Source organism: Bacillus sp. FSL R5-0820 (genome assembly GCF_038593385.1).
In the GTDB taxonomy this organism is placed as follows: Bacteria; Bacillota; Bacilli; order Bacillales; family Bacillaceae; genus Bacillus; species Bacillus altitudinis.
On sequence record NZ_CP151991.1, the window covers coordinates 15,001 to 40,064 of the forward strand.

The 25,064-nt window shown below is 42.4% G+C and carries 21 protein-coding genes, 3 tRNA genes, 3 rRNA genes, 1 other RNA gene and 1 other annotated feature (1 of these 29 running past the window's edge); of the genes, 22 read left to right on the top strand and 6 right to left on the bottom strand.

Annotation, left to right across the window (positions count from 1 at the left end; genetic code table 11):
• Nucleotides 1-505, bottom strand: the 5' portion of a protein-coding gene (locus NST15_RS00065; protein ID WP_050826822.1) for a YaaC family protein. Its footprint begins 464 nt before the window's first position; 505 of the gene's 969 nt are visible here — the first part of the coding sequence; the start codon lies at nucleotides 503-505; its stop codon lies off the left edge, out of view.
• A gap of 121 nt (nucleotides 506-626) precedes the next feature.
• On the opposite strand from NST15_RS00065, the gene guaB reads away from it, so the two are divergent.
• Nucleotides 627-2,093, top strand: coding sequence for an IMP dehydrogenase (gene guaB, locus NST15_RS00070; protein WP_008342039.1), 1,467 nt, complete (start codon nucleotides 627-629; stop codon nucleotides 2,091-2,093).
• Between the two features lie 160 nt (nucleotides 2,094-2,253).
• The gene (locus NST15_RS00075) at nucleotides 2,254-3,579 is read left to right on the top strand and encodes a D-alanyl-D-alanine carboxypeptidase family protein (protein ID WP_008342036.1); all 1,326 of its coding nucleotides are present in this window, start codon (nucleotides 2,254-2,256) and stop codon (nucleotides 3,577-3,579) included.
• Between the two features lie 41 nt (nucleotides 3,580-3,620).
• Here NST15_RS00075 and NST15_RS00080 read toward each other — a convergent pair whose 3' ends face one another.
• On the bottom strand, nucleotides 3,621-5,099 hold the full coding sequence (locus tag NST15_RS00080; RefSeq protein ID WP_008342034.1) for a PLP-dependent aminotransferase family protein: 1,479 nt from the start codon (nucleotides 5,097-5,099) through the stop codon (nucleotides 3,621-3,623).
• A gap of 246 nt (nucleotides 5,100-5,345) precedes the next feature.
• Between NST15_RS00080 and pdxS the strand changes: the two genes are divergently transcribed.
• The 5 genes from pdxS to NST15_RS00105 all read left to right on the top strand — a co-directional run bounded on the left by pdxS (nucleotide 5,346) and on the right by NST15_RS00105 (nucleotide 9,715).
• On the top strand, nucleotides 5,346-6,230 hold the full coding sequence (pdxS, locus tag NST15_RS00085) for a pyridoxal 5'-phosphate synthase lyase subunit PdxS (protein WP_025206589.1): 885 nt from the start codon (nucleotides 5,346-5,348) through the stop codon (nucleotides 6,228-6,230).
• A 20-nt stretch (nucleotides 6,231-6,250) separates the two neighbouring features.
• On the top strand, nucleotides 6,251-6,841 hold the full coding sequence (gene pdxT, locus NST15_RS00090; RefSeq protein WP_065461496.1) for a pyridoxal 5'-phosphate synthase glutaminase subunit PdxT: 591 nt from the start codon (nucleotides 6,251-6,253) through the stop codon (nucleotides 6,839-6,841).
• 53 nt (nucleotides 6,842-6,894) lie between these two features.
• Nucleotides 6,895-7,110: a binding site (T-box leader), on the top strand.
• A 48-nt stretch (nucleotides 7,111-7,158) separates the two neighbouring features.
• Nucleotides 7,159-8,433 (top strand): serine--tRNA ligase, encoded by a 1,275-nt coding sequence (gene serS / locus NST15_RS00095; protein ID WP_008342028.1) that lies wholly within the window; start codon nucleotides 7,159-7,161, stop codon nucleotides 8,431-8,433.
• A gap of 101 nt (nucleotides 8,434-8,534) precedes the next feature.
• Nucleotides 8,535-9,365 carry a methyl-accepting chemotaxis protein gene (locus tag NST15_RS00100; protein ID WP_129548016.1) on the top strand — a complete coding sequence of 277 codons (831 nt, stop codon included), beginning with the start codon at nucleotides 8,535-8,537 and terminating at the stop codon, nucleotides 9,363-9,365.
• A 257-nt stretch (nucleotides 9,366-9,622) separates the two neighbouring features.
• A tRNA-Ser gene (locus tag NST15_RS00105) sits at nucleotides 9,623-9,715 on the top strand.
• A gap of 84 nt (nucleotides 9,716-9,799) precedes the next feature.
• On the opposite strand, the gene NST15_RS00110 is transcribed toward NST15_RS00105, so the two are convergent.
• The 4 genes from NST15_RS00110 to NST15_RS00125 all read right to left on the bottom strand — a co-directional run bounded on the left by NST15_RS00110 (nucleotide 9,800) and on the right by NST15_RS00125 (nucleotide 13,060).
• Entirely contained in the window at nucleotides 9,800-10,459 is a 660-nt protein-coding gene (locus NST15_RS00110; protein WP_024719578.1) for a deoxynucleoside kinase, read from the bottom strand.
• Nucleotides 10,456-11,079 carry a deoxynucleoside kinase gene (locus NST15_RS00115; RefSeq protein ID WP_017366700.1) on the bottom strand — a complete coding sequence of 208 codons (624 nt, stop codon included), beginning with the start codon at nucleotides 11,077-11,079 and terminating at the stop codon, nucleotides 10,456-10,458. The genes NST15_RS00110 and NST15_RS00115 overlap by 4 nt, the downstream gene beginning before the upstream one ends.
• Before the next feature lie 79 nt (nucleotides 11,080-11,158).
• Nucleotides 11,159-12,460 carry a glycoside hydrolase family 18 protein gene (locus tag NST15_RS00120; protein ID WP_113747070.1) on the bottom strand — a complete coding sequence of 434 codons (1,302 nt, stop codon included), beginning with the start codon at nucleotides 12,458-12,460 and terminating at the stop codon, nucleotides 11,159-11,161.
• A 45-nt stretch (nucleotides 12,461-12,505) separates the two neighbouring features.
• Nucleotides 12,506-13,060: an isochorismatase family cysteine hydrolase gene (locus NST15_RS00125; RefSeq protein ID WP_113747071.1), complete on the bottom strand. Its 555-nt coding sequence runs from the start codon at nucleotides 13,058-13,060 to the stop codon at nucleotides 12,506-12,508.
• Nucleotides 13,061-13,139: 79 nt separating this feature from the next.
• Between NST15_RS00125 and tadA the strand changes: the two genes are divergently transcribed.
• The 15 genes from tadA (at nucleotide 13,140) to NST15_RS00200 (ending at nucleotide 25,020) form a co-directional block, all read left to right on the top strand.
• Nucleotides 13,140-13,616, top strand: coding sequence for a tRNA adenosine(34) deaminase TadA (gene tadA, locus NST15_RS00130; protein WP_065461500.1), 477 nt, complete (start codon nucleotides 13,140-13,142; stop codon nucleotides 13,614-13,616).
• Nucleotides 13,617-13,692: 76 nt separating this feature from the next.
• An RNA gene (gene ffs, locus NST15_RS00135) (signal recognition particle sRNA large type) lies at nucleotides 13,693-13,957 on the top strand.
• Between the two features lie 331 nt (nucleotides 13,958-14,288).
• Nucleotides 14,289-16,001, top strand: a complete 1,713-nt coding sequence (gene dnaX / locus NST15_RS00140) for a DNA polymerase III subunit gamma/tau (RefSeq protein ID WP_065461502.1) — start codon at nucleotides 14,289-14,291, stop codon at nucleotides 15,999-16,001.
• A gap of 25 nt (nucleotides 16,002-16,026) precedes the next feature.
• Nucleotides 16,027-16,350 (top strand): YbaB/EbfC family nucleoid-associated protein, encoded by a 324-nt coding sequence (locus NST15_RS00145; RefSeq protein ID WP_008342011.1) that lies wholly within the window; start codon nucleotides 16,027-16,029, stop codon nucleotides 16,348-16,350.
• A 15-nt stretch (nucleotides 16,351-16,365) separates the two neighbouring features.
• The gene (gene recR / locus NST15_RS00150; RefSeq protein WP_003218094.1) at nucleotides 16,366-16,962 is read left to right on the top strand and encodes a recombination protein RecR; all 597 of its coding nucleotides are present in this window, start codon (nucleotides 16,366-16,368) and stop codon (nucleotides 16,960-16,962) included.
• Nucleotides 16,963-16,980: 18 nt separating this feature from the next.
• Nucleotides 16,981-17,205, top strand: a complete 225-nt coding sequence (locus NST15_RS00155) for a YaaL family protein (RefSeq protein WP_008342008.1) — start codon at nucleotides 16,981-16,983, stop codon at nucleotides 17,203-17,205.
• A gap of 66 nt (nucleotides 17,206-17,271) precedes the next feature.
• Nucleotides 17,272-17,535, top strand: a complete 264-nt coding sequence (locus NST15_RS00160; RefSeq protein WP_008342006.1) for a pro-sigmaK processing inhibitor BofA family protein — start codon at nucleotides 17,272-17,274, stop codon at nucleotides 17,533-17,535.
• 276 nt (nucleotides 17,536-17,811) lie between these two features.
• Nucleotides 17,812-19,360 (top strand): 16S ribosomal RNA (locus tag NST15_RS00165).
• A gap of 96 nt (nucleotides 19,361-19,456) precedes the next feature.
• A tRNA-Ile gene (locus tag NST15_RS00170) sits at nucleotides 19,457-19,533 on the top strand.
• Between the two features lie 14 nt (nucleotides 19,534-19,547).
• Nucleotides 19,548-19,623, top strand: a tRNA-Ala gene (locus tag NST15_RS00175).
• A 98-nt stretch (nucleotides 19,624-19,721) separates the two neighbouring features.
• Nucleotides 19,722-22,652: ribosomal RNA gene (locus NST15_RS00180) — 23S ribosomal RNA — on the top strand.
• A gap of 61 nt (nucleotides 22,653-22,713) precedes the next feature.
• Nucleotides 22,714-22,829: ribosomal RNA gene (gene rrf / locus NST15_RS00185) — 5S ribosomal RNA — on the top strand.
• The 16S, 23S and 5S rRNA genes sit together here with 2 tRNA genes alongside, the layout of an rRNA operon.
• 170 nt (nucleotides 22,830-22,999) lie before the next feature.
• A complete protein-coding gene (locus NST15_RS00190; protein WP_017359334.1) occupies nucleotides 23,000-23,191 on the top strand; it encodes a sigma factor G inhibitor Gin in 192 nt (63 codons plus the stop codon).
• 128 nt (nucleotides 23,192-23,319) lie between these two features.
• Nucleotides 23,320-23,934: a 5-bromo-4-chloroindolyl phosphate hydrolysis family protein gene (locus NST15_RS00195; RefSeq protein WP_017359333.1), complete on the top strand. Its 615-nt coding sequence runs from the start codon at nucleotides 23,320-23,322 to the stop codon at nucleotides 23,932-23,934.
• A gap of 21 nt (nucleotides 23,935-23,955) precedes the next feature.
• Nucleotides 23,956-25,020, top strand: a complete 1,065-nt coding sequence (locus NST15_RS00200; protein ID WP_035704077.1) for a toxic anion resistance protein — start codon at nucleotides 23,956-23,958, stop codon at nucleotides 25,018-25,020.
• Nucleotides 25,021-25,064 lie beyond the last annotated feature (44 nt).

The following is a 25,064-nucleotide window of genomic DNA, read 5'->3' on the forward strand; positions in this document are numbered from 1 at the left end:
AAGTCGCGGGCTGTTTTTGAAACTCAAGAATATGACCCATTTCAGGTATTTTTGAAAGGAGTTTGATCATCGTAAATCGCTCATCTTCAAGACCATTTAAATGAAATAAGTGCTTTAATACATGCATACATAATCCGTTTCGCTGAATCTTGACTTCATCCTCACTAAAGCGATAATGTTGCTTCTTTCTTTTTCTTGAGGTGACACCATGAGCTAAGACAGAGGTTTGAGAAGGATAGTCGGGATCCACTGTCAGCAAACATGCCTTTAACAGCTGTGCCATTCCATAAAACAATAAAATCGGTTTTAGTTCAAGTGGAGCTGATGCAGCTTGGTCATAAAATGTATGACCGTGCTTTAAAAAGTAAATAAATCGTTCACAGTTTTTATAGGCCTGCTGGTTTGCCTCCTGAATGTTCCGTTTCTCGTACTGTTGAAATAGAAACTTTTGGGAAGTTTCAAGTGAGTAAAAACGTTTTAAATCCTTCCATCCTGAACTTTTCATCTTCTTCCTCAACTCTCTTTATATTTTCTAAAAATTGCAACTGTTTGTTGCTTCCTTGACATGCTGTTTCCTAGTTGATAATCTACATATAATATTTTGCCGAAAAGAGGGGGATTTACTAATGTGGGAAAGTAAATTTTCAAAAGAAGGTTTGACGTTTGACGATGTGTTGCTTGTTCCAGCAAAGTCTGAGGTGCTTCCGCGTGATGTCAATTTATCAGTTGAGTTAACAAGCACTTTAAAGCTGAACATTCCAATTATTAGTGCAGGAATGGATACTGTGACGGAATCACAAATGGCGATTGCAATGGCACGTCAAGGTGGTCTTGGAATCATCCATAAGAACATGTCTATTGAGCAGCAAGCTGAACAAGTGGACAAAGTAAAACGTTCAGAGCGTGGTGTTATTACAAATCCATTTTTCTTAACACCGGATCATCAAGTATTCGATGCAGAACATTTAATGGGTAAATATCGTATTTCTGGTGTACCGATTGTTAATAACGAACAAGATCAAAAGCTTGTTGGGATTATTACGAACCGTGACCTTCGTTTTATTTCGGATTATTCAATGAAGATTAGCGACGTGATGACAAAAGAGGAACTTGTGACAGCTTCTGTTGGAACAACATTAGAAGAAGCTGAAAAAATCCTTCAGCAATATAAAATTGAAAAATTACCTCTTTTAGATGACGAAGGAACATTAAAAGGTCTCATCACCATCAAAGATATTGAAAAAGTGATCGAATTCCCTAACTCCTCTAAAGATGCACATGGCCGTTTAATTGTTGGTGCCGCTGTAGGTGTCACTGGCGATACAATGACTCGTGTGAAAAAATTAGTAGAAGCCAATGTTGATGTGATCGTCATTGATACAGCACACGGTCATTCTCAAGGTGTTCTAGACACTGTATCGAAAATCCGTGAAACGTATCCTTCTCTTAACATCATTGCTGGTAACGTTGCAACAGCTGAAGCAACAAAAGCATTGTTTGAGGCTGGAGCAGATATTGTAAAAGTGGGTATTGGACCAGGATCGATTTGTACAACACGTGTTGTTGCAGGGGTCGGTGTACCACAAATCACAGCGATTTATGACTGTGCAACAGAAGCAAGAAAACATGGTAAATCTATTATTGCAGATGGTGGAATTAAATATTCAGGTGATATCGTGAAAGCATTAGCTTCTGGTGGACATGCTGTTATGCTGGGAAGCCTGCTTGCTGGTACATCTGAAAGCCCAGGAGAAACAGAAATTTTCCAAGGTAGACGTTTCAAAGTATATCGTGGTATGGGTTCTGTTGCTGCAATGGAAAAAGGAAGTAAAGATCGTTACTTCCAAGAAGATAATAAAAAATTCGTTCCAGAAGGTATCGAAGGACGTACACCGTATAAAGGACCAGTTGTTGACACTGTTTACCAACTCGTTGGCGGTATTCGCTCTGGTATGGGCTACTGTGGAACACAGGACTTACGTACTCTTAGAGAAGAAGCACAATTCATTCGCATGACAGGTGCAGGTCTTCGTGAGAGTCATCCACATGATGTACAAATTACAAAAGAATCACCAAACTACACAATTTCTTGATAAATTGTGACAATCAAATTACATTTGACAGGGTCTATGACTCTGTCTATTTTTTTTGTCTTTATTGTGATAAAATTTATACTGTTGTGTCGAAATAAGCCCTTGTGGATTAAATATATATGAAAAACGTCGAAAAAAGATGAATACGGAGGTATGACGATTGAACAGCAAGATGTTGAAACAGCTTATGGTCTCTATCCTTGCATTGGCATTGATTGTTACTGCATTTACCCCAATGTCCAAAGCAAAAGCGGCTGAAGATCCATTCAATGTGAATGCGAAAGCAGCCATCCTTATTGAAGCTTCTACAGGTAAAATTCTTTATAGTAAAAACGCAGAACAAAGACTGCCTATTGCAAGTATGGCAAAGATGATGACAGAGTATCTATTACTAGAGGCGATTGCTGAAGGCAAAGTGAAATGGGATCAAACATATACGCCAGATGATTACGTGTACGAAATTTCTCAGGACCGCAGTTTATCCAATGTTCCATTGAGAAAAGATGGTTCGTATACTGTCAAAGAACTTTATCAAGCAACGGCTATTTATTCAGCAAATGCAGCAGCAATTGGTCTAGCAGAGGTAATCGCTGGATCAGAATCAAAGTTTGTTGAAAAAATGAATGCAAAAGCAAAAGAACTTGGCTTAACCAATTACAAATTCGTGAATGCAACTGGATTAGAAAATAAAGACTTACATGGCAAACAGCCAAAAGGTACGGGACCTGATGAAGAAAGCGAAGTTTCCGCAAAGGATATGGCTTTGCTTGCACAGCATCTCATCAAAGATCATCCAGAAATTCTTGAAACAGCAAGCATCGCGAAAACAAAGTTCAGAGAAGGCACAGATGACGAAATGGACATGCCAAACTGGAACTTTATGCTTAAAGGACTTGTGAAAGAATATGAAGGCGTAGACGGTCTGAAAACGGGCTCTACTGATTCAGCTGGTTCTAGCTTCACAGGTACAGCAAAACGTGGTGACATGCGTGTGATCGCAGTTGTCCTGAATGCTAAAGGAAATCTTCATACAGCTCGTTTTGATGTGGCGAAAAAATTGTTCGATTATGCCTTTAAAAACTTCACGATGAAAGAAATGTACAAAAAAGGCCAACAAATCAAGGGACATGAAAACATCGAAGTCGATAAAGGGAAAGATAAAGAAGTACCCGTCGTGACGAAAGAAGCTTTCTCTGTACCGGTTAAAAATGGTGATGAGAAGAGCTATAAAGCGAAAGTAAATATTGATAAAAAGAACCTAGAAGCTCCTATTAAAAAAGGAACGAAGGTTGGCATGCTGACGACTTCTTATTCTGGTGATGAGAAGGACTACGGCTATTTGAGTAAAGACCAATCAGGTGTTGAGCTTGTGACGAAAACAGGTGATGAAAAAGCAAACTGGTTCATCCTTGCAATGCGTGGTGTAGGTGGATTCTTCGCTGGCATTTGGGGCGGAATCGTCGACACAGTAAAAGGTTGGTTCTAATAAAAAACTGCTCTCTATATGTGAGAGCAGTTTTTTTATCGTTAAAAGAAAAGAGATTGTTTGTGGTTTTGAGGTGTAGACAAGGCCTGCTGAAAAATACCACATAACTTTTCCATCCCTTCCGTCAGTGCCTTTTCGTTCACATAAGAAAAACTGAGACGTATATAATTCTGCTTCGGCTCCCCAGGATAGCAGACAGAGCCAGGCAGGAAGGTGATTTGCTGCTTCCGTGCCTCATGTAATAGGGCACGTGTATCGACCCAGGAAGGAAAACTAAGCCACAAATTGAGCCCGCCCTGTGGGATTTGCCAGGTGACGTCCTTTGGCGCATGCTTTGTCAACACATCCATCATCAAATCGCGTCTCACCTTCAAGGCAGTTCTTAATTTTTTCGTATGATCGATCATTTTCTTGGAAGTGAGAAACGGTAAGATCGCCTTTTGGGTGAGAAGCGGGCTCCCTAAATCATTATTGGCTTTTGCAGCTAATAAACGGTTAAATATAGAGCCTGACGCTGTAATAATTCCAATTCTGCATCCTGGAGCCAGTGTCTTGCTTAATCCTCGTAAATATATGACGTGTCCATCGTGATCTAGGCTTTTAATGGGTGCCGGCGGTTTCTTTTCAAAATAAAGCTCACGATAAGGATCATCTTCTACAATGAGACAATCAATGCTTTGTGCCAGTAAAAGCAGCTGTTTTCTTCGTTTCATCGACATACTGGCGCCTGTAGGACTGTGAAAAGTAGGAATGGTATAGATGAGCTTTGGTTTATATTTATCACAAATGCTTTGAAGCTGTTTCATGTTCATTCCTTCATGATCGACAGGAACCGTAATAATTCGTGCCCCTCTCCCCATAAAGACATCAATTGCGCCTGGATAGGTGGGCGCCTCCATGACAACTACATCATCCGGCCCGATAAATGTACGTGCCACTAAATCAAGTCCTTGCTGAGAACCGCTAGTGACAAGGATATTTTCAGGAGTAGAAGGAACATCTAATTTTTCTAGAAATGATTGAATGACCTGACGAAGCTGAAGGTCACCTTGTATTTCTCCGTATTTTGACATGATTTGAGGATGACGGGCTAGGACATGCTGCATTTCTTTTTCTAAATACCGGTTAGGTAAAAGACCAGGATCAATCATAGAGGAAGAAAGATTAATGGCTTCTTCGACATAGTGATACTGAGCGAATTGAGACCTTGGTAAATAATCTGGGATCGATAACTGCCAATCGAAAGAAGTAGATGATTGAACCGGGATGTCAGTTTGCTCATGCTGCTCATTCACAAACGTACCTTTCCCTTGTACAGTCGTTAAAAATCCGTCGTCCTTAAGCCGTGTATAGGCTTTTGCCGCTGTGACAAGACTTACATTTAGCTGTTTCGCTAGATCACGTACAGTCGGCAGCTTATCGCCTTGCTGAAGCAGACCTGATTGAATGTGATCAACGATGGAAAAATAAATCTGATTTGAAAGAGATGTATCTGAATGTCGATGGATATCAATATGCATGAAAATCCTCCAATGGGTGTGGAATTGTTATAGATGGTTTCGAATTGTTATAGATGCATTATAACATGTTAATAACACTTAAAAGAGGGAATGATGCCTTTTTAACTATGAAACCTTGATATATAAGGGTTTCTTCTTTTTTATGAGCTAATTGAATTGTTATACTATTCTCTTTATTGTTATACTCTATCGCTTGTATGATAAAGGTGTTGAATCAATCGAATAGACAAATGGGAGGAAACAATTGTGAGCAATAAGGGAACTGAACGAGTAAAACGTGGAATGGCAGAAATGCAAAAAGGTGGCGTCATTATGGATGTCGTCAATGCTGAGCAGGCAAAAATCGCAGAAGAAGCAGGCGCAGTGGCAGTAATGGCACTAGAACGGGTACCAGCTGATATCCGTGCAGCAGGCGGTGTTGCCCGTATGGCAGATCCAAGAATCGTAGAAGAAGTACAAAATGCAGTAACGATTCCAGTCATGGCAAAAGCACGTATCGGCCACATCGTGGAAGCTCGTGTTCTTGAAGCACTTGGTGTTGATTATATTGATGAGAGTGAAGTGCTGACGCCCGCAGATGAGGAATTCCATTTAAATAAAAATGAATACACGGTACCTTTCGTATGTGGCTGTCGTGACCTAGGTGAGGCGACTCGCCGTATTGCAGAAGGCGCTTCAATGCTACGTACAAAAGGTGAGCCTGGTACAGGAAACATTGTAGAAGCTGTCCGTCATATGAGAAAGGTCAATGCTCAAATTCGTAAAGTGGCGGCAATGAGTGAAGATGAATTGATGACAGAAGCCAAAAATTTAGGCGCACCTTATGAATTATTGGTTCAAATTAAAAAAGAAGGCAAATTGCCAGTTGTAAACTTTGCAGCTGGAGGTGTTGCGACACCAGCAGATGCAGCATTAATGATGCAGCTTGGAGCAGATGGTGTATTTGTCGGCTCTGGTATCTTCAAATCAGACAATCCAGCTAAATTTGCAAAAGCGATTGTAGAAGCAACGACTCATTTCACAGATTACCGTCTGATTGCAGAGCTTTCTAAAGAGCTTGGAACAGCGATGAAAGGAATTGAAATTTCAAATCTATTGCCAGAAGAGCGTATGCAAGAGCGTGGCTGGTAATTAAGGGAGCGCAAACGAACATGCTAACAATTGGTGTACTAGGGCTTCAAGGAGCGGTGAGAGAGCATATTCAATCGATTGAAGCTTGTGGCGCAGCGGGAAAGATCATCAAGCGGGTAGAGGAGTTAGAAATTGTTGACGGTCTCATTATCCCTGGTGGTGAAAGTACGACGATGAGAAGACTCATGGATACGTACCAATTCATTGAACCGATTAAAGCGTTCGCTGCTCAAGGTAAACCGATATTTGGGACTTGTGCCGGTTTAATTATGCTGGCAAAGCATATAGAAGATCGAGAAGATGCTCATCTTGGACTGTTAAATGTATCTGTTGCACGTAATTCGTTTGGCAGACAGGTAGACAGCTTTGAAGCAGATGTAGAAGTGAAAGGACTGGATACGCCGTTTACAGGAGTGTTCATCCGTGCGCCTCATATCATCAGCGCAGATGAGAGCGTAGAGGTCATGGCTGAGTATGACGGCAGGATTGTGATGGCGAAAGAAAACAATATCTTAGGTTGTTCTTTTCATCCAGAGCTGACAGACGACCATCGGTTAACACAGCTGTTTGTTGAGATGGTCGAGTCCTATAAAACGAAGCTTGCTGTATAAAACGGTTGAAAAGAGATAAAACTTATAGTACATTAAAATCACAATCAAAGATCGAAAAAGCGTTGACGGGAAATAGTAAGAAGCCCCTCTTTCTCAGAGAGCCGATGGTTGGTGAGAATCGGTGAAAGATGCATTCTGAATCCATCCTTGAGCGAAATGCTGAAACACGAAGTAAGCATTTACGGTGATGCCGTTACAGAGGAAAGAGGAAAGCATGCTTTTGGCGTGTTTTCAATCAGGGTGGCAACGCGAGAGCTCTCGTCCCTTTCATGGGATGAGGGCTCTTTTTATTTTTCGATAAAAAAGGAGTGTTACACATGCTGGATATTAAACAACTGCGCACGGATTTTGATCAAATCAAAGAAAAATTAGCCCATCGAGGTGAAGATTTAGCGGATTTTGATAAGTTTGGTGAACTGGATCAAAAAAGAAGAGAATTAATCGGCAAAACAGAAGTATTAAAGAGCCGAAGAAATGAAGTATCACAGCAAGTGGCTGTTCTAAAGAGAGAAAAGAAAGACGCTGATCACATTATTCAAGAAATGCGTGAGGTAGGCGATGAGATTAAGAAGTTGGATGATGAATTAAGAACAGTAGAGGAAAGCCTGCAAACCATCCTGTTCTCAATTCCAAACATCCCTCATGATTCTGTACCAGTCGGTGAAACAGAAGATGACAACATTGAAGTGAGAAAATGGGGCGAACAGCCAGCCTTCTCATTTGAGCCAAAGCCGCATTGGGATGTAGCAGATGAGCTGAAGATTTTAGATTTTGAACGTGCAGGAAAAGTGACAGGAAGCCGCTTCGTTTTTTATAAAGGGCTAGGCGCACGGTTAGAGCGTGCACTTTATAACTTTATGCTGGATTTACACGTAGATGAATTTGGTTTTACTGAAGTACTACCACCTTATATGGTCAACAGAGCAAGCATGACAGGAACTGGACAGCTTCCAAAGTTTGAAGAGGATGCTTTTAAAATTCGAGAAGAAGATTATTTCCTCATTCCAACGGCTGAAGTGCCAATTACGAACATGCACCGTGACGAAATTCTTGAAGGAGAGCAGCTGCCAATCAATTATGCAGCATTTAGTGCTTGCTTTAGATCAGAAGCTGGTTCTGCCGGCAGAGATACGCGCGGACTCATCCGTCAGCACCAATTTAATAAAGTAGAGCTTGTGAAATTTGTCAGACCAGAAGATTCTTATGAAGAATTAGAGAAACTAACAAACCAAGCAGAAAAAGTTCTTCAATTATTGAACCTGCCATACCGTGTCATGAGCATGTGTACAGGAGATTTAGGCTTTACGGCTGCGAAGAAATACGATATCGAAGTATGGATTCCAAGCCAAAATACGTATCGTGAAATTTCTTCTTGCAGTAACTTTGAAGCGTTCCAAGCGAGACGAGCAAACATTCGTTTCCGCCCTGAGCCTAAAGCAAAGCCAGAACACGTCCACACATTAAATGGATCTGGTTTAGCAGTAGGAAGAACTGTTGCAGCCATTTTAGAAAACTATCAACAAGAGGATGGAACAGTGATCATTCCTGAGGTGTTACGTCCTTATATGGGAAATAAAGAAGTGATAAAATAAGATGCCGTCATGGCATCTTATTCTTTTTACCTAAACTTCTACAGTTTTTCTAAAATAAGCCGATAAAAGAACTAAAAGCATCTAGGAAAGAAGGAATAACCTTGAATAGGCTTGACTATTATGTTGAAATGGCTCAATTACTCAGAAAAGTTCTAGATGAAAGTGTCCTTTTCGGCATCACTGACACAGAGAAGGTACTTTGCTATTATCCATCGACCACAGTAGATTTTGGCATTAAAGTAGGGGACGCTTTAAACCCAGAGGACCAAAACGTGGCGACGACATTAAGAGGACAAGAATATGATGGGCATTTGCCAGAGTCTTTATATGGTTATGAAATTGCTGTAAAAGGTTATCCGATTTTTGATGAAGATAGAAATGTGATTGGTTCTTTTTTAGTGGCTTTTTCACATCATCGTGAGAAGAAATTAAGCGGCTATATGGAACATATCAATAAAGTAGCGAAAGAGTTACAAGGTGGAATTGAGCAAATTGCTGCTCATTCACAAGAACTGGCGGCTACAAGCTTAGAAATTAGTGAGCAGGCCGGAAGAGCAGAAGAGAAATCCGCAAACATTGAAGAAGTCGTCAAAACCATTGGCGGTATTGCGAGACAAACAAACCTGTTAGGACTCAATGCTGCAATTGAAGCGGCAAGAGCAGGTGAAAATGGAAAAGGCTTTGCTGTTGTTGCAGACGAGGTACGTAAGTTATCAGATGGATCAAAGGAAGCAGCTGAAACCATTAATGCATTTTTAAAAGAAATCCAAGACAGCATTGGCACTCTATCAGAAAATATCTCGCAAATCAGCAGTTCAACAAACGAACAAGCTAAACAAGTGACAGACTTTACAAAGATTATCGAATCATTAAATGATTTTAAAGAAGAGATGAATCTTTTTATTGAAGACATTAGACAGGATACGAAATAAATGAAGAGCAGCCGATAATCGGCTGCTTCAGCGTGTAGACAAACCCTCGCATTCTTTGTCAGTCCTGCGTGCTGGTGCTCACGAATGCTAAATTCGCTCCGCGCCAGTACTCGTCCTTCCTAGACTGCAAAGGTTTTCTATCACGCTGAAAAGAAGACAAAAGGCTAAACATCATACCAAAATCAAATGTTGAAATTTTTTTCGAAAAGATGTTGACTTAAAATAAGATGATATGATATATTAATTCTTGTCGATACGGAGGAATACCCAAGTCCGGCTGAAGGGATCGGTCTTGAAAACCGACAGGGGTGTCAAAGCCCGCGGGGGTTCGAATCCCTCTTCCTCCGCCATATTGATTTTACCTTAGTTGAATTGAAACGCATAAAAATTGGAAATTGTCAAACCGCTGCATTCGAGAAATGCAGCGGTTTTTTTTATTTTGTGTTAGAGCGATTTTTTTGAATAACAGAAGCAATTTCATGAAGAATTGGATCAAGTGAGCTTTCATCATGAAGTAAGTCGTAATCTTCAATATTAATTTTAATCACAGGGCACAGATCAAATTGTTCAATCCATTCCGTATATCGAGTGTACATTTCTTCCCAATATGCTCGATCGGTTTGAGTTTCCATCTCTCTCCCGCGCTCTTCAATACGATGTAATATATGATCTAAATCCCCATGTAAGTAAATGAGGACATCTGGGTGAGGGAAGTAAGGTGTCATCACCATCGCCTCAAATAGACTCGTATACGTTTCATAGTCTACCTCTGACATGGTACCTTTGTCTGCGTGCATTTTAGCAAAAATACCAGTGTCCTCATAAATTGATCGATCTTGTACATAACCTCCACCAGACTCGAAGATTCGTTTCTGTTCCTTAAAACGTTCAGCTAGAAAATAGACCTGTAAATGAAAGCTCCATCTTTGGAAATCCGAATAAAAAGGCTCTAAGTATGGATTATCATCTACTTTTTCGAGAGAAGTTTGAAACCCTAGCTTGTCCGCTATTGTTTTCGTCATGGTCGATTTTCCGACACCAACTGTCCCTGCAATTGTAATGACAGCATCCTTTGGTATTTCAATATTTTTCATAGTACTTGCTCCTTTATGTTCTGTACAATTTGCTGGTAATCTTGCTGTGAGGAAACGAAGTCTGTATGATCGCCTTCAATTGTAATGATAGGAAGCCCTGGGTCAGTTTGTTTTAAATGCTCGATGGCCAACTCATAATCTTCAATCAGGGTTTTTAAATAAGCTGGATCAATGTCTTCTTCAAAAGATCGGCCTCTCATCTTTATTCTATCAAGTAAGGTGGGAAGGCTGGCTTTTATATAGATCATGGCATTTGGTTTAGGAAGATCATCTGTCAGCAAGTGATAAATCTTTCTGTATTTATCCATGTGCTTTTTGGATAAGGTTCTTTCTGCAAATATCATATTTTTATAGACATGATAATCAGTGACAATCGGCTGCTGTTTTTTGACATAGTTCTCTTCAATAGATTCTAACTGTTTAAACCGATTACATAGAAAGAACATCTCAAGCTGAAAGCTCCATTGTTCCATATCTTCATAAAATTTATCTAAGAATGGATTTTCTTCTACAATTTCTTTTACTAAAGGAAATTGAAATTCCTTTGAAAGCATTGTAGCCAAGGTTGTTTTTCCGGCTCCAATTGGGCCTTCCACTGCAATAAAAGGGGCAGGATACATAGGCGTTCTCCTCTATCTATAAAGTTGTCAAACCAATGTATATTGTACCATACCCCTTCTGAGAGATAGAGCCAATGAATTACGATGTTGTTCTTTTTTCAATATTAAATTGATCTGATAACAACAACCAGTTTTGTGGGAAGGATAGACCTAATTTCCAGTAAGCAATTCCATTTAGGTTTAACTCTTTAATGAGATTAAATTTGGCTTGAATGGATCTTGCATCTTCAAACCAAACCTCGTGTTCTTTGTTGTTAGCATCTGTATAACGGAAATAAGGTGCTTGTGCTGTTTCGTCATATAAAATGGATACATTATTCTCTCTAGCAATGGCAATCGCTTGTTGAGGGCTGACGGCTTTGGCGATAGGGCCTCCTTGAACATAAGGAAGCGTCCAATCATAACCATATAAATTCTGCCCCATCACAATTTTATTGGCAGGTATGACAGTCAGTGCGTATTCAATGACTTGGCGGACAGGGCCGATCGGAGAGACGGCTTGTGCAGGCCCGCCGCTGTAGCCCCACTCATAAGTCATCAGTACAACATGATCAACAATCTTACCAATTGCTTCATAGTCATGCGCCTCATACCACTTTCCTTTCTGTTTACTGCTTGTTTTAGGAGCGAGTGCCACAGAAATAGTCCAACCCTGTTGATGAAAACGAGTTGTTGCCTCTCTTAAAAATTGAAGGTAAGCTTCTTTATCAACTGGGCGTAAATATTCAAAGTCAAAATGGATTTCTTTTAATTGATACTTTTGAGCAACGCGGACGATTTCATTTAATAATGTCGTTTTGACAGATTGATTTGTTAAAAGGATTCGCCCGAGTTCATCACTAAATTTATCATTCTCTAGATTTGTGACTACCATGGTTAAAACCGTTCTGCTTTGAGCGGCAATTTGAGGTAATTGATCTAACGGTGGCTCGCGAAGTGTGCCGTCTCTTTGTGCTTGAAAACTAAAGGCACCGAGATGTGTTAAGTATGGAGATGCTTCTCTGGCTGCTTGCTTTAAATTTTCGCTGACTTGGTTTCCGCGAGGTTCTATATAAGCATTAGAATTAATATTTCTTTTCGGTCTTTGTGGAATATAAAGCAAAAAACGAATAGGCAATATGGCTTCAGGCCGAATCCGATTCACACGTGCCAATTCTTCTACCGAAATTTGAAATCTTCTTCCAATTTGATAAAGTGTATCATTTTGTTTGACCTCATAAAATTGACCTCTAATAGGGATGACAATTGTTTGTCCAACGACTAGTTGATTTGGTGTTTCGATGTCGTTGGTCCGAATGATTTCATTTGCCGTTGTTTTAAAACGCATGGCAATTTCATTTAATGTATCTCCTCTTTTGACAACATAAATTTGAATGGTCAACGCCCCCTTTGTTATTGCTAACAATTTATGAGGGTGATGGATAAATCATGTTTGATTTTCATCCGTGATCTCTTTAGTTGTTGTGATTTTGGCAAGAAGAACGTTCTCCATCATGGTTAAAGCGTACTCGTTGTCCCTATCATCATTTGAAGCAATACAATCTTTAGGTACAGTAAGGTTGTACTCTCGCATGTAAGCGTCATTTGCAGTGAACAGGACACAGATGTTTCCGGCAATTCCAGTTAAAATAAGATCTTGCACACCTAATTCATTTAGGAGTGTCTCTAGTGCTGTTCCGTAAAAGGCAGAGTGCTTAGGTTTAATTAAGAAGTAATCATCTTTAGATGGTGCCATTTGTTCTAAAATAGGGGTACTTCTTTCGTTTTTGCATGTTTCCATAACAGCTTTGATATCAGCCTTCCAGAGTCCATAGTGGTCGTTGATATAGATAATTGGCCAATTTTTCTTGAAAGCGTGTCGTTTAAGGGCTAAAATTTTATTGGTCATTTGCTCTGTTTTTTCAGCAAGCACATGTCCCATTTCGAAATCAAAATTATTGATCATGTCAATAATAAGTAGTGCCTTTTGTTGTTTTGGCAAATCAAGACCCCCTTTAAAAGATTGTGATAATATGTTAACCTCAATATCCTTTAAAAAAACATGAAAAGAGAGCCGTACTATGACGAAAGATGAACAGTTTATGCAAGAAGCTATTTCTGAAGCTTTGAAAGCAAAACAAATAGGAGAAGTTCCAATCGGTGCCGTCATCGTTGTTGATGATCAAATTGTAAGCCGTGCTCACAATTTAAGGGAAAGTGAACAGCGATCAATTGCTCATGCGGAATTACTTGCTATTGATGAAGCGTGTAAAATGACTGGTAGCTGGCGTTTAGAAGATGCTGTACTTTATGTTACACTCGAACCGTGCCCAATGTGTGCAGGCGCTATTGTACTTTCAAGAGTGAAAAAGGTCGTTTTTGGTGCCTATGATCCTAAAGGTGGATGTGCTGGTACTTTAATGAATTTATTGGACGATGAGCGGTTCAATCATCAGTCTGAAGTCATTGGCGGTGTGCTTGAAAATGAGTGTGGTGAGCTGTTAAGTCAGTTCTTTCGAGACCTCCGTCAGCGTAAGAAGCAGTCGAAAAGTAAATGAATGGATGTCGTTTGCAATTTTATCACTTAGAAGGTATACTTATGTCTGCGTCACCAACAATTTAATATTCATTTTGCCGTGCTAAGCGGGGAGGTAGCGGTGCCCTGTACTCGCAATCCGCTCTAGCGAGGCCGAATCCCTTCTCAAGGTTCGTTTACTTCAAGGTCTGCCTTAAATAAGTGGTGTTGACGTCTGGGTCCTGCGCAATGGGAATTCATGAACCATGTCAGGTCCGGAAGGAAGCAGCATTAAGTGAAACCTCTCATGTGCCGCAGGGTTGCCTGGGCCGAGCTAACTGTTTAAGTAACGCTTGGGGTAGCGAATCGACAGAAGGTGCACGGTAAATCAATATTAAATGTAACTCATCTAGTTTATCTAGGTGAGTTTTTTGTTGCTATTGAAAGAATATATCAGTTGTTTTGTTTATACAAATAGCAAAAAAGCCATTTTCGGGGTGAGGTATTTTTGAAGTAATTTATAAGCGGAACAAATGTTCTTGTTGATCTGGCAGACATTTTCAGAAAGCAGGAAAACACATTTTTTAATCAAGAAAAGTAAAAAGTCTTTAAAGGAAATGCTCTTTTTCGTTTGTTAGAAAATAAAGGTGTACTTTTGAATTGATCGTTGCATCATGTATAATGAACATGATGATAAATGGAGGAGGGCGTATTTGTGAGTTATCAAGCTTTATACCGAGTGTTCAGACCTCAAGTTTTTGAGGATGTTGTTGGACAAGAACACATCACAAAAACGTTGCAAAATGCCCTTTTGCAGAAAAAGTTTTCTCATGCTTACTTATTTTCAGGTCCTAGAGGAACAGGTAAAACAAGTGCTGCCAAGATATTTGCGAAGGCAGTGAACTGTGAAAAATCACCTGTTAGTGAACCGTGTAATGAGTGTGATGCCTGTAGAGGGATTACGACCGGTTCGATTTCAGACGTGATTGAAATAGATGCTGCTTCAAATAACGGGGTAGATGAAATTCGGGATATACGTGATAAAGTGAAATTTGCTCCTTCAGCGGTTACATATAAGGTTTATATTATAGATGAGGTACATATGCTCTCTATCGGGGCATTTAATGCACTTCTTAAAACGCTAGAGGAACCACCTGCTCATTGTATCTTTATTTTGGCTACCACAGAGCCTCATAAGATTCCTCTTACCATCATATCAAGATGTCAGAGATTTGATTTTAAACGGATCACGACAAAAGATATTGTTGGACGAATGGAGAAAATTGTAGATGCAGAAAGCCTAAATATACAAGAGGGTTCACTCGAGATTATTGCTAGTGCGGCAGATGGAGGCATGCGTGACGCACTCAGTCTCCTTGACCAAGCGATCTCATTTAGTGGTGAACAGCTCACAATTGATGATGCACTGCTCATTACAGGTGCTGTATCTCAGCATTTCATTAGTCAGCTTGCTGAAGCCATTTTTGAGCAAAATATTGCGATAGCGCTGGATACATTAAATGAATTGCTTCAACAGGGGAAAGATGCCGCTAAATTAATAGAGGATATGATCTTCTACTTTAGAGATATGCTTCTATACAAAACAGCACCGGATCTTGAAGGTGTCCTTGAAAAAGTCAAAGTCGACGATAAGTTTGTGGCTCTTTCAGAACGTGTGGCACCTCAGTTTCTTTATGAAACGATTGAAGTTCTGAATAAAAGCCATCAGGAAATGAAATGGACAAACCATCCTAGAATTTTCTTTGAAGTAGCTGTGGTTAAGCTCTGTCAGTCAACGGCTGGTGCTGTATCATCTGAGGCTGATTCCGACCTAACAGCGTTAACGAATAAAATAGACAGGCTGGAACAGGAGCTATCTAGGCTAAAAGCTGAAGGTGTTCCAATGACTCAGTCTCAGAGTCCTCAAGCAAAAACGGAAGCACCTCGACCTCAAACGAGTAATAAAAATGGCTATCGTGCACCTGTCGGCCGAATTCATGAGATTTTAAAAGAAGCGAAGCGGCCGGAGCTAGAAAAAATAAAAGGCAAATGGGGAGAGCTTCTTGCCCAATTAAAACAGCAAAATAAGGTATCTCACGCTGCGCTATTAACAGATAGTGAACCAGTTGCGGCGGCAACTCATGCCTTTGTTTTAAAATTCAAATTTGAAATACATTGTAAGATGGTGGCCGAAGATAAAAGTGGTGTTCGAACCAATCTTGAGCAACTGCTAGAATCTATGCTAGGAAAAAGAGTGGAATTAGTTGGCGTTCCTGACGCTCAATGGGGTAAAATAAGAGAAGAATTTTTAAGAGATCATCAGCCTGAAGAACAAGCAGATGGTCAGGCAGCTTCTGCTGAAGAAGATCCATTAATTGCGGAAGCAAAGAAGTTAGTAGGAACCGATTTAATTGAAATTAAAGATTAACAATTTGAAAGAGAGTGGTGTTCATATGCGCGGTGGAATGGGAAATATGCAAAAAATGATGAAACAAATGCAAAAAATGCAGAAGGATATGGCTAAGGCTCAAGAAGAGCTTGCAGAAAAAGTCCTTGAAGGTACGGCAGGTGGCGGTATGGTCACTGTAAAAGTAAATGGACAAAAAGAAGTCGTTGATGTGGCAATTAATGAAGAAGTTGTTGATCCTGAAGACATCGATATGCTTCAAGACCTAGTACTTGCAGCAACAAATGATGCATTGAAAAAAGTGGATGAATTAACGAATGAAACAATGGGTCAATTCACAAAAGGAATGAACATGCCAGGTTTATTCTAGGAGGAATAACTAAAGATGCAATATCCTGAACCAATATCAAAGCTGATTGACAGCTTTATGAAATTGCCAGGAATCGGACCTAAAACTGCGGTCCGTCTGGCTTTTTTTGTTCTTAGTATGCAGGAAGACGTCGTGCTGGATTTTGCGAAGGCACTTGTTAATGCAAAGCGTAATTTAACTTATTGTTCTGTTTGCGGACATATTACTGATCAGGATCCTTGCTATATTTGTGAAGATACAAGAAGAGATCAATCTGTGATCTGTGTCGTGCAGGATCCAAAAGATGTGATTGCAATGGAAAAAATGAAAGAATACAACGGCTTATATCATGTGCTTCATGGAGCTATTTCTCCAATGGACGGAATAGGACCAGAGGATATTAAAATTCCTGACTTATTAAAAAGATTACAAGACGATCAAGTCACAGAGGTCATTCTTGCAACCAACCCAAACATTGAAGGAGAAGCGACAGCTATGTATATCTCTAGATTGTTGAAACCATCAGGAATTAAACTCTCTCGCATTGCTCACGGACTCCCAGTAGGTGGAGATTTAGAGTATGCGGATGAAGTCACACTTTCTAAGGCTCTAGAAGGCAGACGTGAGATGTAGGAAGGAGAAGTACGGTACATGGGTTTTCTTCGCAGAAAATCAATTCGAAAAGAATTCGATGAGATATTAATTCAACAGCTTTTTAAGCAAAAGGAAGAATGGAACAGACAAAAAAAGCTTGTCGCAAATAGCGTTGAGCCTTCACCGGACATTCTATTCGAATTAAAGCTTGCTCAAGCGAAGTACTTTTTCTATCTGAGAGAAGCGAAAAAGAGAAATTTACGTTTAAACAACTGGAGGTAGCAGGTCTATTTTACATAATCCTCTCATATGCTTGTACTATTCATATGAAGAGGAGATGAGAGGATTATGGAACCTGTTATTGTGATTGGTTCAATTTTGTTAGCTGTTTTATTGTTGTTTATGTCAGGTGTTCAAGCGAATCCATTCAAATGGTTAGGGCTTATTGGAGTTAAGTTTGTCGCAGGTGCTCTTTTTTTATTTTGTCTCAATTTATTCGGTGAGAGTTTAGGGCTTCATGTTTCCATTAACCCTGTAACGAGTGGAATTAGTGGTTTGTTGGGCATTCCAGGTGTAGCAGCTTTAGTCGTAATTGAAAAGTTTATTATTTAATGCAAAATATTGTTGACTTTGATTATATATGGTGGTAAATTAATATACGTCGCTGATGACGAAGAAACGAAAAAACATAATAACAAAAAAGTTGTTGACACTAACAACTTGGACGTGATAAGATGTTCTAGTCGCTTCTGAAGCGGTAAACAAGTTCTTTGAAAACTAAATAAGACAAAACGTACCTGTTAATTCGAGTTTTTATAAAAAAATCCTATGATACTTCATAGGTAGTCAGTCAAACGCTGACGAAAAACAAAACTTCGGTTTTGTACTTTTTCGGAGAGTTTGATCCTGGCTCAGGACGAACGCTGGCGGCGTGCCTAATACATGCAAGTCGAGCGGACAGAAGGGAGCTTGCTCCCGGATGTTAGCGGCGGACGGGTGAGTAACACGTGGGTAACCTGCCTGTAAGACTGGGATAACTCCGGGAAACCGGAGCTAATACCGGATAGTTCCTTGAACCGCATGGTTCAAGGATGAAAGACGGTTTCGGCTGTCACTTACAGATGGACCCGCGGCGCATTAGCTAGTTGGTGAGGTAACGGCTCACCAAGGCGACGATGCGTAGCCGACCTGAGAGGGTGATCGGCCACACTGGGACTGAGACACGGCCCAGACTCCTACGGGAGGCAGCAGTAGGGAATCTTCCGCAATGGACGAAAGTCTGACGGAGCAACGCCGCGTGAGTGATGAAGGTTTTCGGATCGTAAAGCTCTGTTGTTAGGGAAGAACAAGTGCAAGAGTAACTGCTTGCACCTTGACGGTACCTAACCAGAAAGCCACGGCTAACTACGTGCCAGCAGCCGCGGTAATACGTAGGTGGCAAGCGTTGTCCGGAATTATTGGGCGTAAAGGGCTCGCAGGCGGTTTCTTAAGTCTGATGTGAAAGCCCCCGGCTCAACCGGGGAGGGTCATTGGAAACTGGGAAACTTGAGTGCAGAAGAGGAGAGTGGAATTCCACGTGTAGCGGTGAAATGCGTAGAGATGTGGAGGAACACCAGTGGCGAAGGCGACTCTCTGGTCTGTAACTGACGCTGAGGAGCGAAAGCGTGGGGAGCGAACAGGATTAGATACCCTGGTAGTCCACGCCGTAAACGATGAGTGCTAAGTGTTAGGGGGTTTCCGCCCCTTAGTGCTGCAGCTAACGCATTAAGCACTCCGCCTGGGGAGTACGGTCGCAAGACTGAAACTCAAAGGAATTGACGGGGGCCCGCACAAGCGGTGGAGCATGTGGTTTAATTCGAAGCAACGCGAAGAACCTTACCAGGTCTTGACATCCTCTGACAACCCTAGAGATAGGGCTTTCCCTTCGGGGACAGAGTGACAGGTGGTGCATGGTTGTCGTCAGCTCGTGTCGTGAGATGTTGGGTTAAGTCCCGCAACGAGCGCAACCCTTGATCTTAGTTGCCAGCATTTAGTTGGGCACTCTAAGGTGACTGCCGGTGACAAACCGGAGGAAGGTGGGGATGACGTCAAATCATCATGCCCCTTATGACCTGGGCTACACACGTGCTACAATGGACAGAACAAAGGGCTGCGAGACCGCAAGGTTTAGCCAATCCCACAAATCTGTTCTCAGTTCGGATCGCAGTCTGCAACTCGACTGCGTGAAGCTGGAATCGCTAGTAATCGCGGATCAGCATGCCGCGGTGAATACGTTCCCGGGCCTTGTACACACCGCCCGTCACACCACGAGAGTTTGCAACACCCGAAGTCGGTGAGGTAACCTTTATGGAGCCAGCCGCCGAAGGTGGGGCAGATGATTGGGGTGAAGTCGTAACAAGGTAGCCGTATCGGAAGGTGCGGCTGGATCACCTCCTTTCTAAGGATATATGGAGCAGCGTACGTTTTTCGTCTTGTTTAGTTTTGAAGGAACTTGCAAAAGATCCTACAACATCATATCTTCGATATGAAAGATGGGCCTGTAGCTCAGCTGGTTAGAGCGCACGCCTGATAAGCGTGAGGTCGGTGGTTCGAGTCCACTCAGGCCCACCATCTTCTATTAAATCGGGGCCTTAGCTCAGCTGGGAGAGCGCCTGCCTTGCACGCAGGAGGTCAGCGGTTCGATCCCGCTAGGCTCCACCAACGTGTTCTTTGAAAACTAGATAACAATAAGTAATACATTCACATTGAATGCAATGCAAAGTTCATCACACATAGTGATTCTTTCTAAAGTAAGAAATGGTTAAGTTAGAAAGGGCGCACGGTGGATGCCTTGGCACTAGGAGCCGATGAAGGACGGGACGAACACCGATATGCTTCGGGGAGCTGTAAGCAAGCTTTGATCCGGAGATTTCCGAATGGGGAAACCCACTGCTCGTAATGGAGTAGTATCCATACTTGAATACATAGAGTATGAGAAGGCATACCCGGGGAACTGAAACATCTAAGTACCCGGAGGAAGAGAAAGCAAATGCGATTCCCTGAGTAGCGGCGAGCGAAACGGGAACAGCCCAAACCAAGAGGCTTGCCTCTTGGGGTTGTAGGACACTCTATACGGAGTTACAAAGGAACGATATAAGCGAAGAGGTCTGGAAAGGCCCGCCAAAGAAGGTAACAGCCCTGTAACTGAAATGTTGTTCTCTCCAGAGTGGATCCTGAGTACGGCGGAACACGTGAAATTCCGTCGGAATCCGGGAGGACCATCTCCCAAGGCTAAATACTCCCTAGTGACCGATAGTGAACCAGTACCGTGAGGGAAAGGTGAAAAGCACCCCGGAAGGGGAGTGAAATAGATCCTGAAACCGTGTGCCTACAAGTAGTCAGAGCCCGTTAACGGGTGATGGCGTGCCTTTTGTAGAATGAACCGGCGAGTTACGATCCCGTGCAAGGTTAAGCAGAAGATGCGGAGCCGCAGCGAAAGCGAGTCTGAATAGGGCGCATGAGTACGTGGTCGTAGACCCGAAACCAGGTGATCTACCCATGTCCAGGGTGAAGTTCAGGTAACACTGAATGGAGGCCCGAACCCACGCACGTTGAAAAGTGCGGGGATGAGGTGTGGGTAGGGGTGAAATGCCAATCGAACCTGGAGATAGCTGGTTCTCTCCGAAATAGCTTTAGGGCTAGCCTCAAGGTAAGAGTCTCGGAGGTAGAGCACTGATTGGACTAGGGGCCCCTACCGGGTTACCGAATTCAGTCAAACTCCGAATGCCGATGACTTATCCTTGGGAGTCAGACTGCGAGTGATAAGATCCGTAGTCGAAAGGGAAACAGCCCAGACCGCCAGCTAAGGTCCCAAAGTATACGTTAAGTGGAAAAGGATGTGGAGTTGCTTAGACAACCAGGATGTTGGCTTAGAAGCAGCCACCATTTAAAGAGTGCGTAATAGCTCACTGGTCGAGTGACTCTGCGCCGAAAATGTACCGGGGCTAAACGTATCACCGAAGCTGCGGACTGTTCTTACGAACAGTGGTAGGAGAGCGTTCTAAGTGCAGTGAAGTCAGACCGGAAGGACTGGTGGAGCGCTTAGAAGTGAGAATGCCGGTATGAGTAGCGAAAGACGGGTGAGAATCCCGTCCACCGAATGCCTAAGGTTTCCTGAGGAAGGCTCGTCCGCTCAGGGTTAGTCGGGACCTAAGCCGAGGCCGAAAGGCGTAGGCGATGGACAACAGGTTGATATTCCTGTACCACCTCCTCACCATTTGAGCAATGGGGGGACGCAGGAGGATAGGGTAAGCGCGGTATTGGATATCCGCGTCCAAGCAGTTAGGCTGGGAAATAGGCAAATCCGTTTCCCGTGAAGGCTGAGCTGTGATGGCGAGCGAAATTTAGTAGCGAAGTTCCTGATTCCACACTGCCAAGAAAAGCCTCTAGCGAGGTGAGAGGTGCCCGTACCGCAAACCGACACAGGTAGGCGAGGAGAGAATCCTAAGGTGATCGAGAGAACTCTCGTTAAGGAACTCGGCAAAATGACCCCGTAACTTCGGGAGAAGGGGTGCTTCTTAGGGTGTTAAAGCCCCGAGAAGCCGCAGTGAATAGGCCCAGGCGACTGTTTAGCAAAAACACAGGTCTCTGCGAAGCCGTAAGGCGAAGTATAGGGGCTGACGCCTGCCCGGTGCTGGAAGGTTAAGAGGAGCGCTTAGCGTAAGCGAAGGTGCGAATTGAAGCCCCAGTAAACGGCGGCCGTAACTATAACGGTCCTAAGGTAGCGAAATTCCTTGTCGGGTAAGTTCCGACCCGCACGAAAGGCGCAACGATCTGGGCACTGTCTCAACGAGAGACTCGGTGAAATTATAGTACCTGTGAAGATGCAGGTTACCCGCGACAGGACGGAAAGACCCCGTGGAGCTTTACTGCAGCCTGATATTGAATGTTGGTACAGCTTGTACAGGATAGGTAGGAGCCTTGGAAACCGGAGCGCTAGCTTCGGTGGAGGCATCGGTGGGATACTACCCTGGCTGTATTGACCTTCTAACCCGCTGCCCTTATCGGGCAGGGAGACAGTGTCAGGTGGGCAGTTTGACTGGGGCGGTCGCCTCCTAAAATGTAACGGAGGCGCCCAAAGGTTCCCTCAGAATGGTTGGAAATCATTCGCAGAGTGTAAAGGCACAAGGGAGCTTGACTGCGAGACCTACAAGTCGAGCAGGGACGAAAGTCGGGCTTAGTGATCCGGTGGTTCCGCATGGAAGGGCCATCGCTCAACGGATAAAAGCTACCCCGGGGATAACAGGCTTATCTCCCCCAAGAGTCCACATCGACGGGGAGGTTTGGCACCTCGATGTCGGCTCATCGCATCCTGGGGCTGTAGTCGGTCCCAAGGGTTGGGCTGTTCGCCCATTAAAGCGGTACGCGAGCTGGGTTCAGAACGTCGTGAGACAGTTCGGTCCCTATCCGTCGCGGGCGCAGGAAATTTGAGAGGAGCTGTCCTTAGTACGAGAGGACCGGGATGGACGCACCGCTGGTGTACCAGTTGTTCTGCCAAGGGCATCGCTGGGTAGCTATGTGCGGACGGGATAAGTGCTGAAAGCATCTAAGCATGAAGCCCCCCTCAAGATGAGATTTCCCATTCCGCAAGGAAGTAAGATCCCTGAAAGATGATCAGGTTGATAGGTCTGAGGTGGAAGCGTGGTGACACGTGGAGCTGACAGATACTAATAGATCGAGGACTTAACCTATATTCTAATGTGAAAAATGAACATTGTTATCTAGTTTTGAGAGAACATTCTCTCCATCAGGTTTGGTGGCGATAGCGAAGAGGTCACACCCGTTCCCATACCGAACACGGAAGTTAAGCTCTTCAGCGCCGATGGTAGTTGGGGGTTTCCCCCTGTGAGAGTAGGACGCCGCCAAGCTTTTCAAAGGATCAGTTCCAATCGGAACTGGTCTTTTTTGTGTTTTAAAAAAGGAACAAACACTCGATCTGGCATGGATACATATACTAAACTATCATCTAAAACATTCTTAATTTTGTATACAATTGAAAGCGCTAGGGCATACTGAAGCTATAAGTGGAGGTGTCACAATGAGCAAAAAAGAGCGAGAAGCAATTTGTTTGATTTGTGAAGAGAAAAAAACAAAGGGAATTTATTTATATCATCAGTTTTTATGCCGAGATTGTGAACGGAAGTTAATTTCTACATCAACCTCGGATCCTAGTTATGCTGATTATGTAAGAAAGCTTAAAAATCTTCATACGCCGCCTTTGTATTCATAGACCATTAGATGGTCTTTTTTTATGGGCAATCGGGGATTGGGCCTGTTTTTTGGAACTTAGTTTGGACATCAACCGTAATAAATAATAAGATAAACAGAGAGCCTGATTATTCATAGGAGTCGATGAACATGAAATCAATTTTTTACACATTTGTATGGGCCGTTCTCTCTACTCTTTTTTCGCTGGTGATTTTAACTGTCAGTATTGGTGTTTTCCATCATCATGTTGGATTGTCGATACTGTATGCGATGATTGGGTGGGGTGTGATGTTTGCAGGAAGCCGATGGGCTGCCTTCCAGTTGTTTTTGAAGAAACACGGACTGTCTCGCAGTGATTATGTATATATTAAACAGCATCTAAAAGAAGCCGGGCAAAAGCTGGTTCGTTTGAAGAAAGCTTTATTTGCTGTGAAGAACGTACAGACGATCAAGCATAATTATGAAATTCTTCGGCTTGCACGACGCATCTATACGATAACAAAAAAGGAACCGAACCGGTTTTATGATGCACAGCGGTTTTATTTTGAGAGTTTGGATTCTGTTGTTGAATTAACTGAGAAATATGCACTGCTGTATAATCAGCCGAATCGTAGCCATGAGCTTGAAATGACATTAAGCCAAACTCGAGTCACGCTGACTGAACTGCAAAAGCAATTGACGAATGATTTACAGCAAGTTTTAGGAAGAGATATAGAAGCACTTCATATTGAACTTGAAGTGGCCGATAAAATGATTAAAAAATAGACATGAAAGGAGTCAAACTCGATGAAACCAGAAGATCCAGTCATACCACCAGCCTCATCTACTACAGATCTTCCGTTTCGGGTGTTTGATACCTTATCTGATGAGGAAAAGCAGGAGGCGCTACAGCGAGCTGAGAAGATCCCTGACCATCCACAAAAACTGCTTTTCTATGGCACACGTGTGCAGGAACGATTGTTAGAACAATCAAAACAAATGATGCAATATGTGGAGAAAAAAGATATTGATCAAATCGGAGACGTTCTAGAAGCTTTTTTGCAGCAACTGCATTTAGTGGAGCCAGAGGATTTATTGCCAAAGAAGCGAGGCTTTTTTTTAAGGTTTTTTCAGCGAGAAAAGCGTTCTACTCAGGAGATCATATCTCGTTTTAAACAAGCAGAAGCACAGATAGAGAGATTGTCAGCAAGGCTTCGTTACGCCAGAGGCGTGTTAATTTCGGACCATAAGTTATTGGAGCGTTTATTTGAAGAAAATCAATCATACTTTCAAGAGATGACGTTACAGGTTGCAGCAGTTGAAGCAAAATTGACGCTGTTAGAGCGACATGCCCTAACAGAATCAACACAGTCACATGATCGGACATTAGAGGAGCAATTGATGAGTCGGGAAGTCGATGAAGAAGAATATATGGAGAGATTAAAAGAACGGAAGTATGATTTGCTGTTGAGCCGTCAAATTGCACTGCAATGTAATGCCCAAATTCGAATGATTCAGCATACAAACCATACATTAGCCAATCATATTCAATCAACTGTTTCCGCATCAATTCCTTTATGGATCAACCAAATGTCGATTGCGTTCAATCATATTCAGCAGCGAGCCAATTCAGCGCTTGAGCAGCGTATCCAGCAAACATATGAACAGGTATCGAAGCAGCAAGGACAGCTTCTTGAAGATGCATCCTTAACGCCTATAGATACGTTGAAAAAGGTTCAGCGCCAATTGGCCGAAACATTGCAGGAAACGTTGGAGGTAAAAGAACATGGGAGCCAAGAACGAGCACAATTAAAAAGCAGCATGTATGAGGCAGAGCAGAAGCTGGTGAATCATAAACCAATAAAGGAATGAGAATCCATCTTTCAGTTCACTTGTTTGAACGTTATAATAGATAT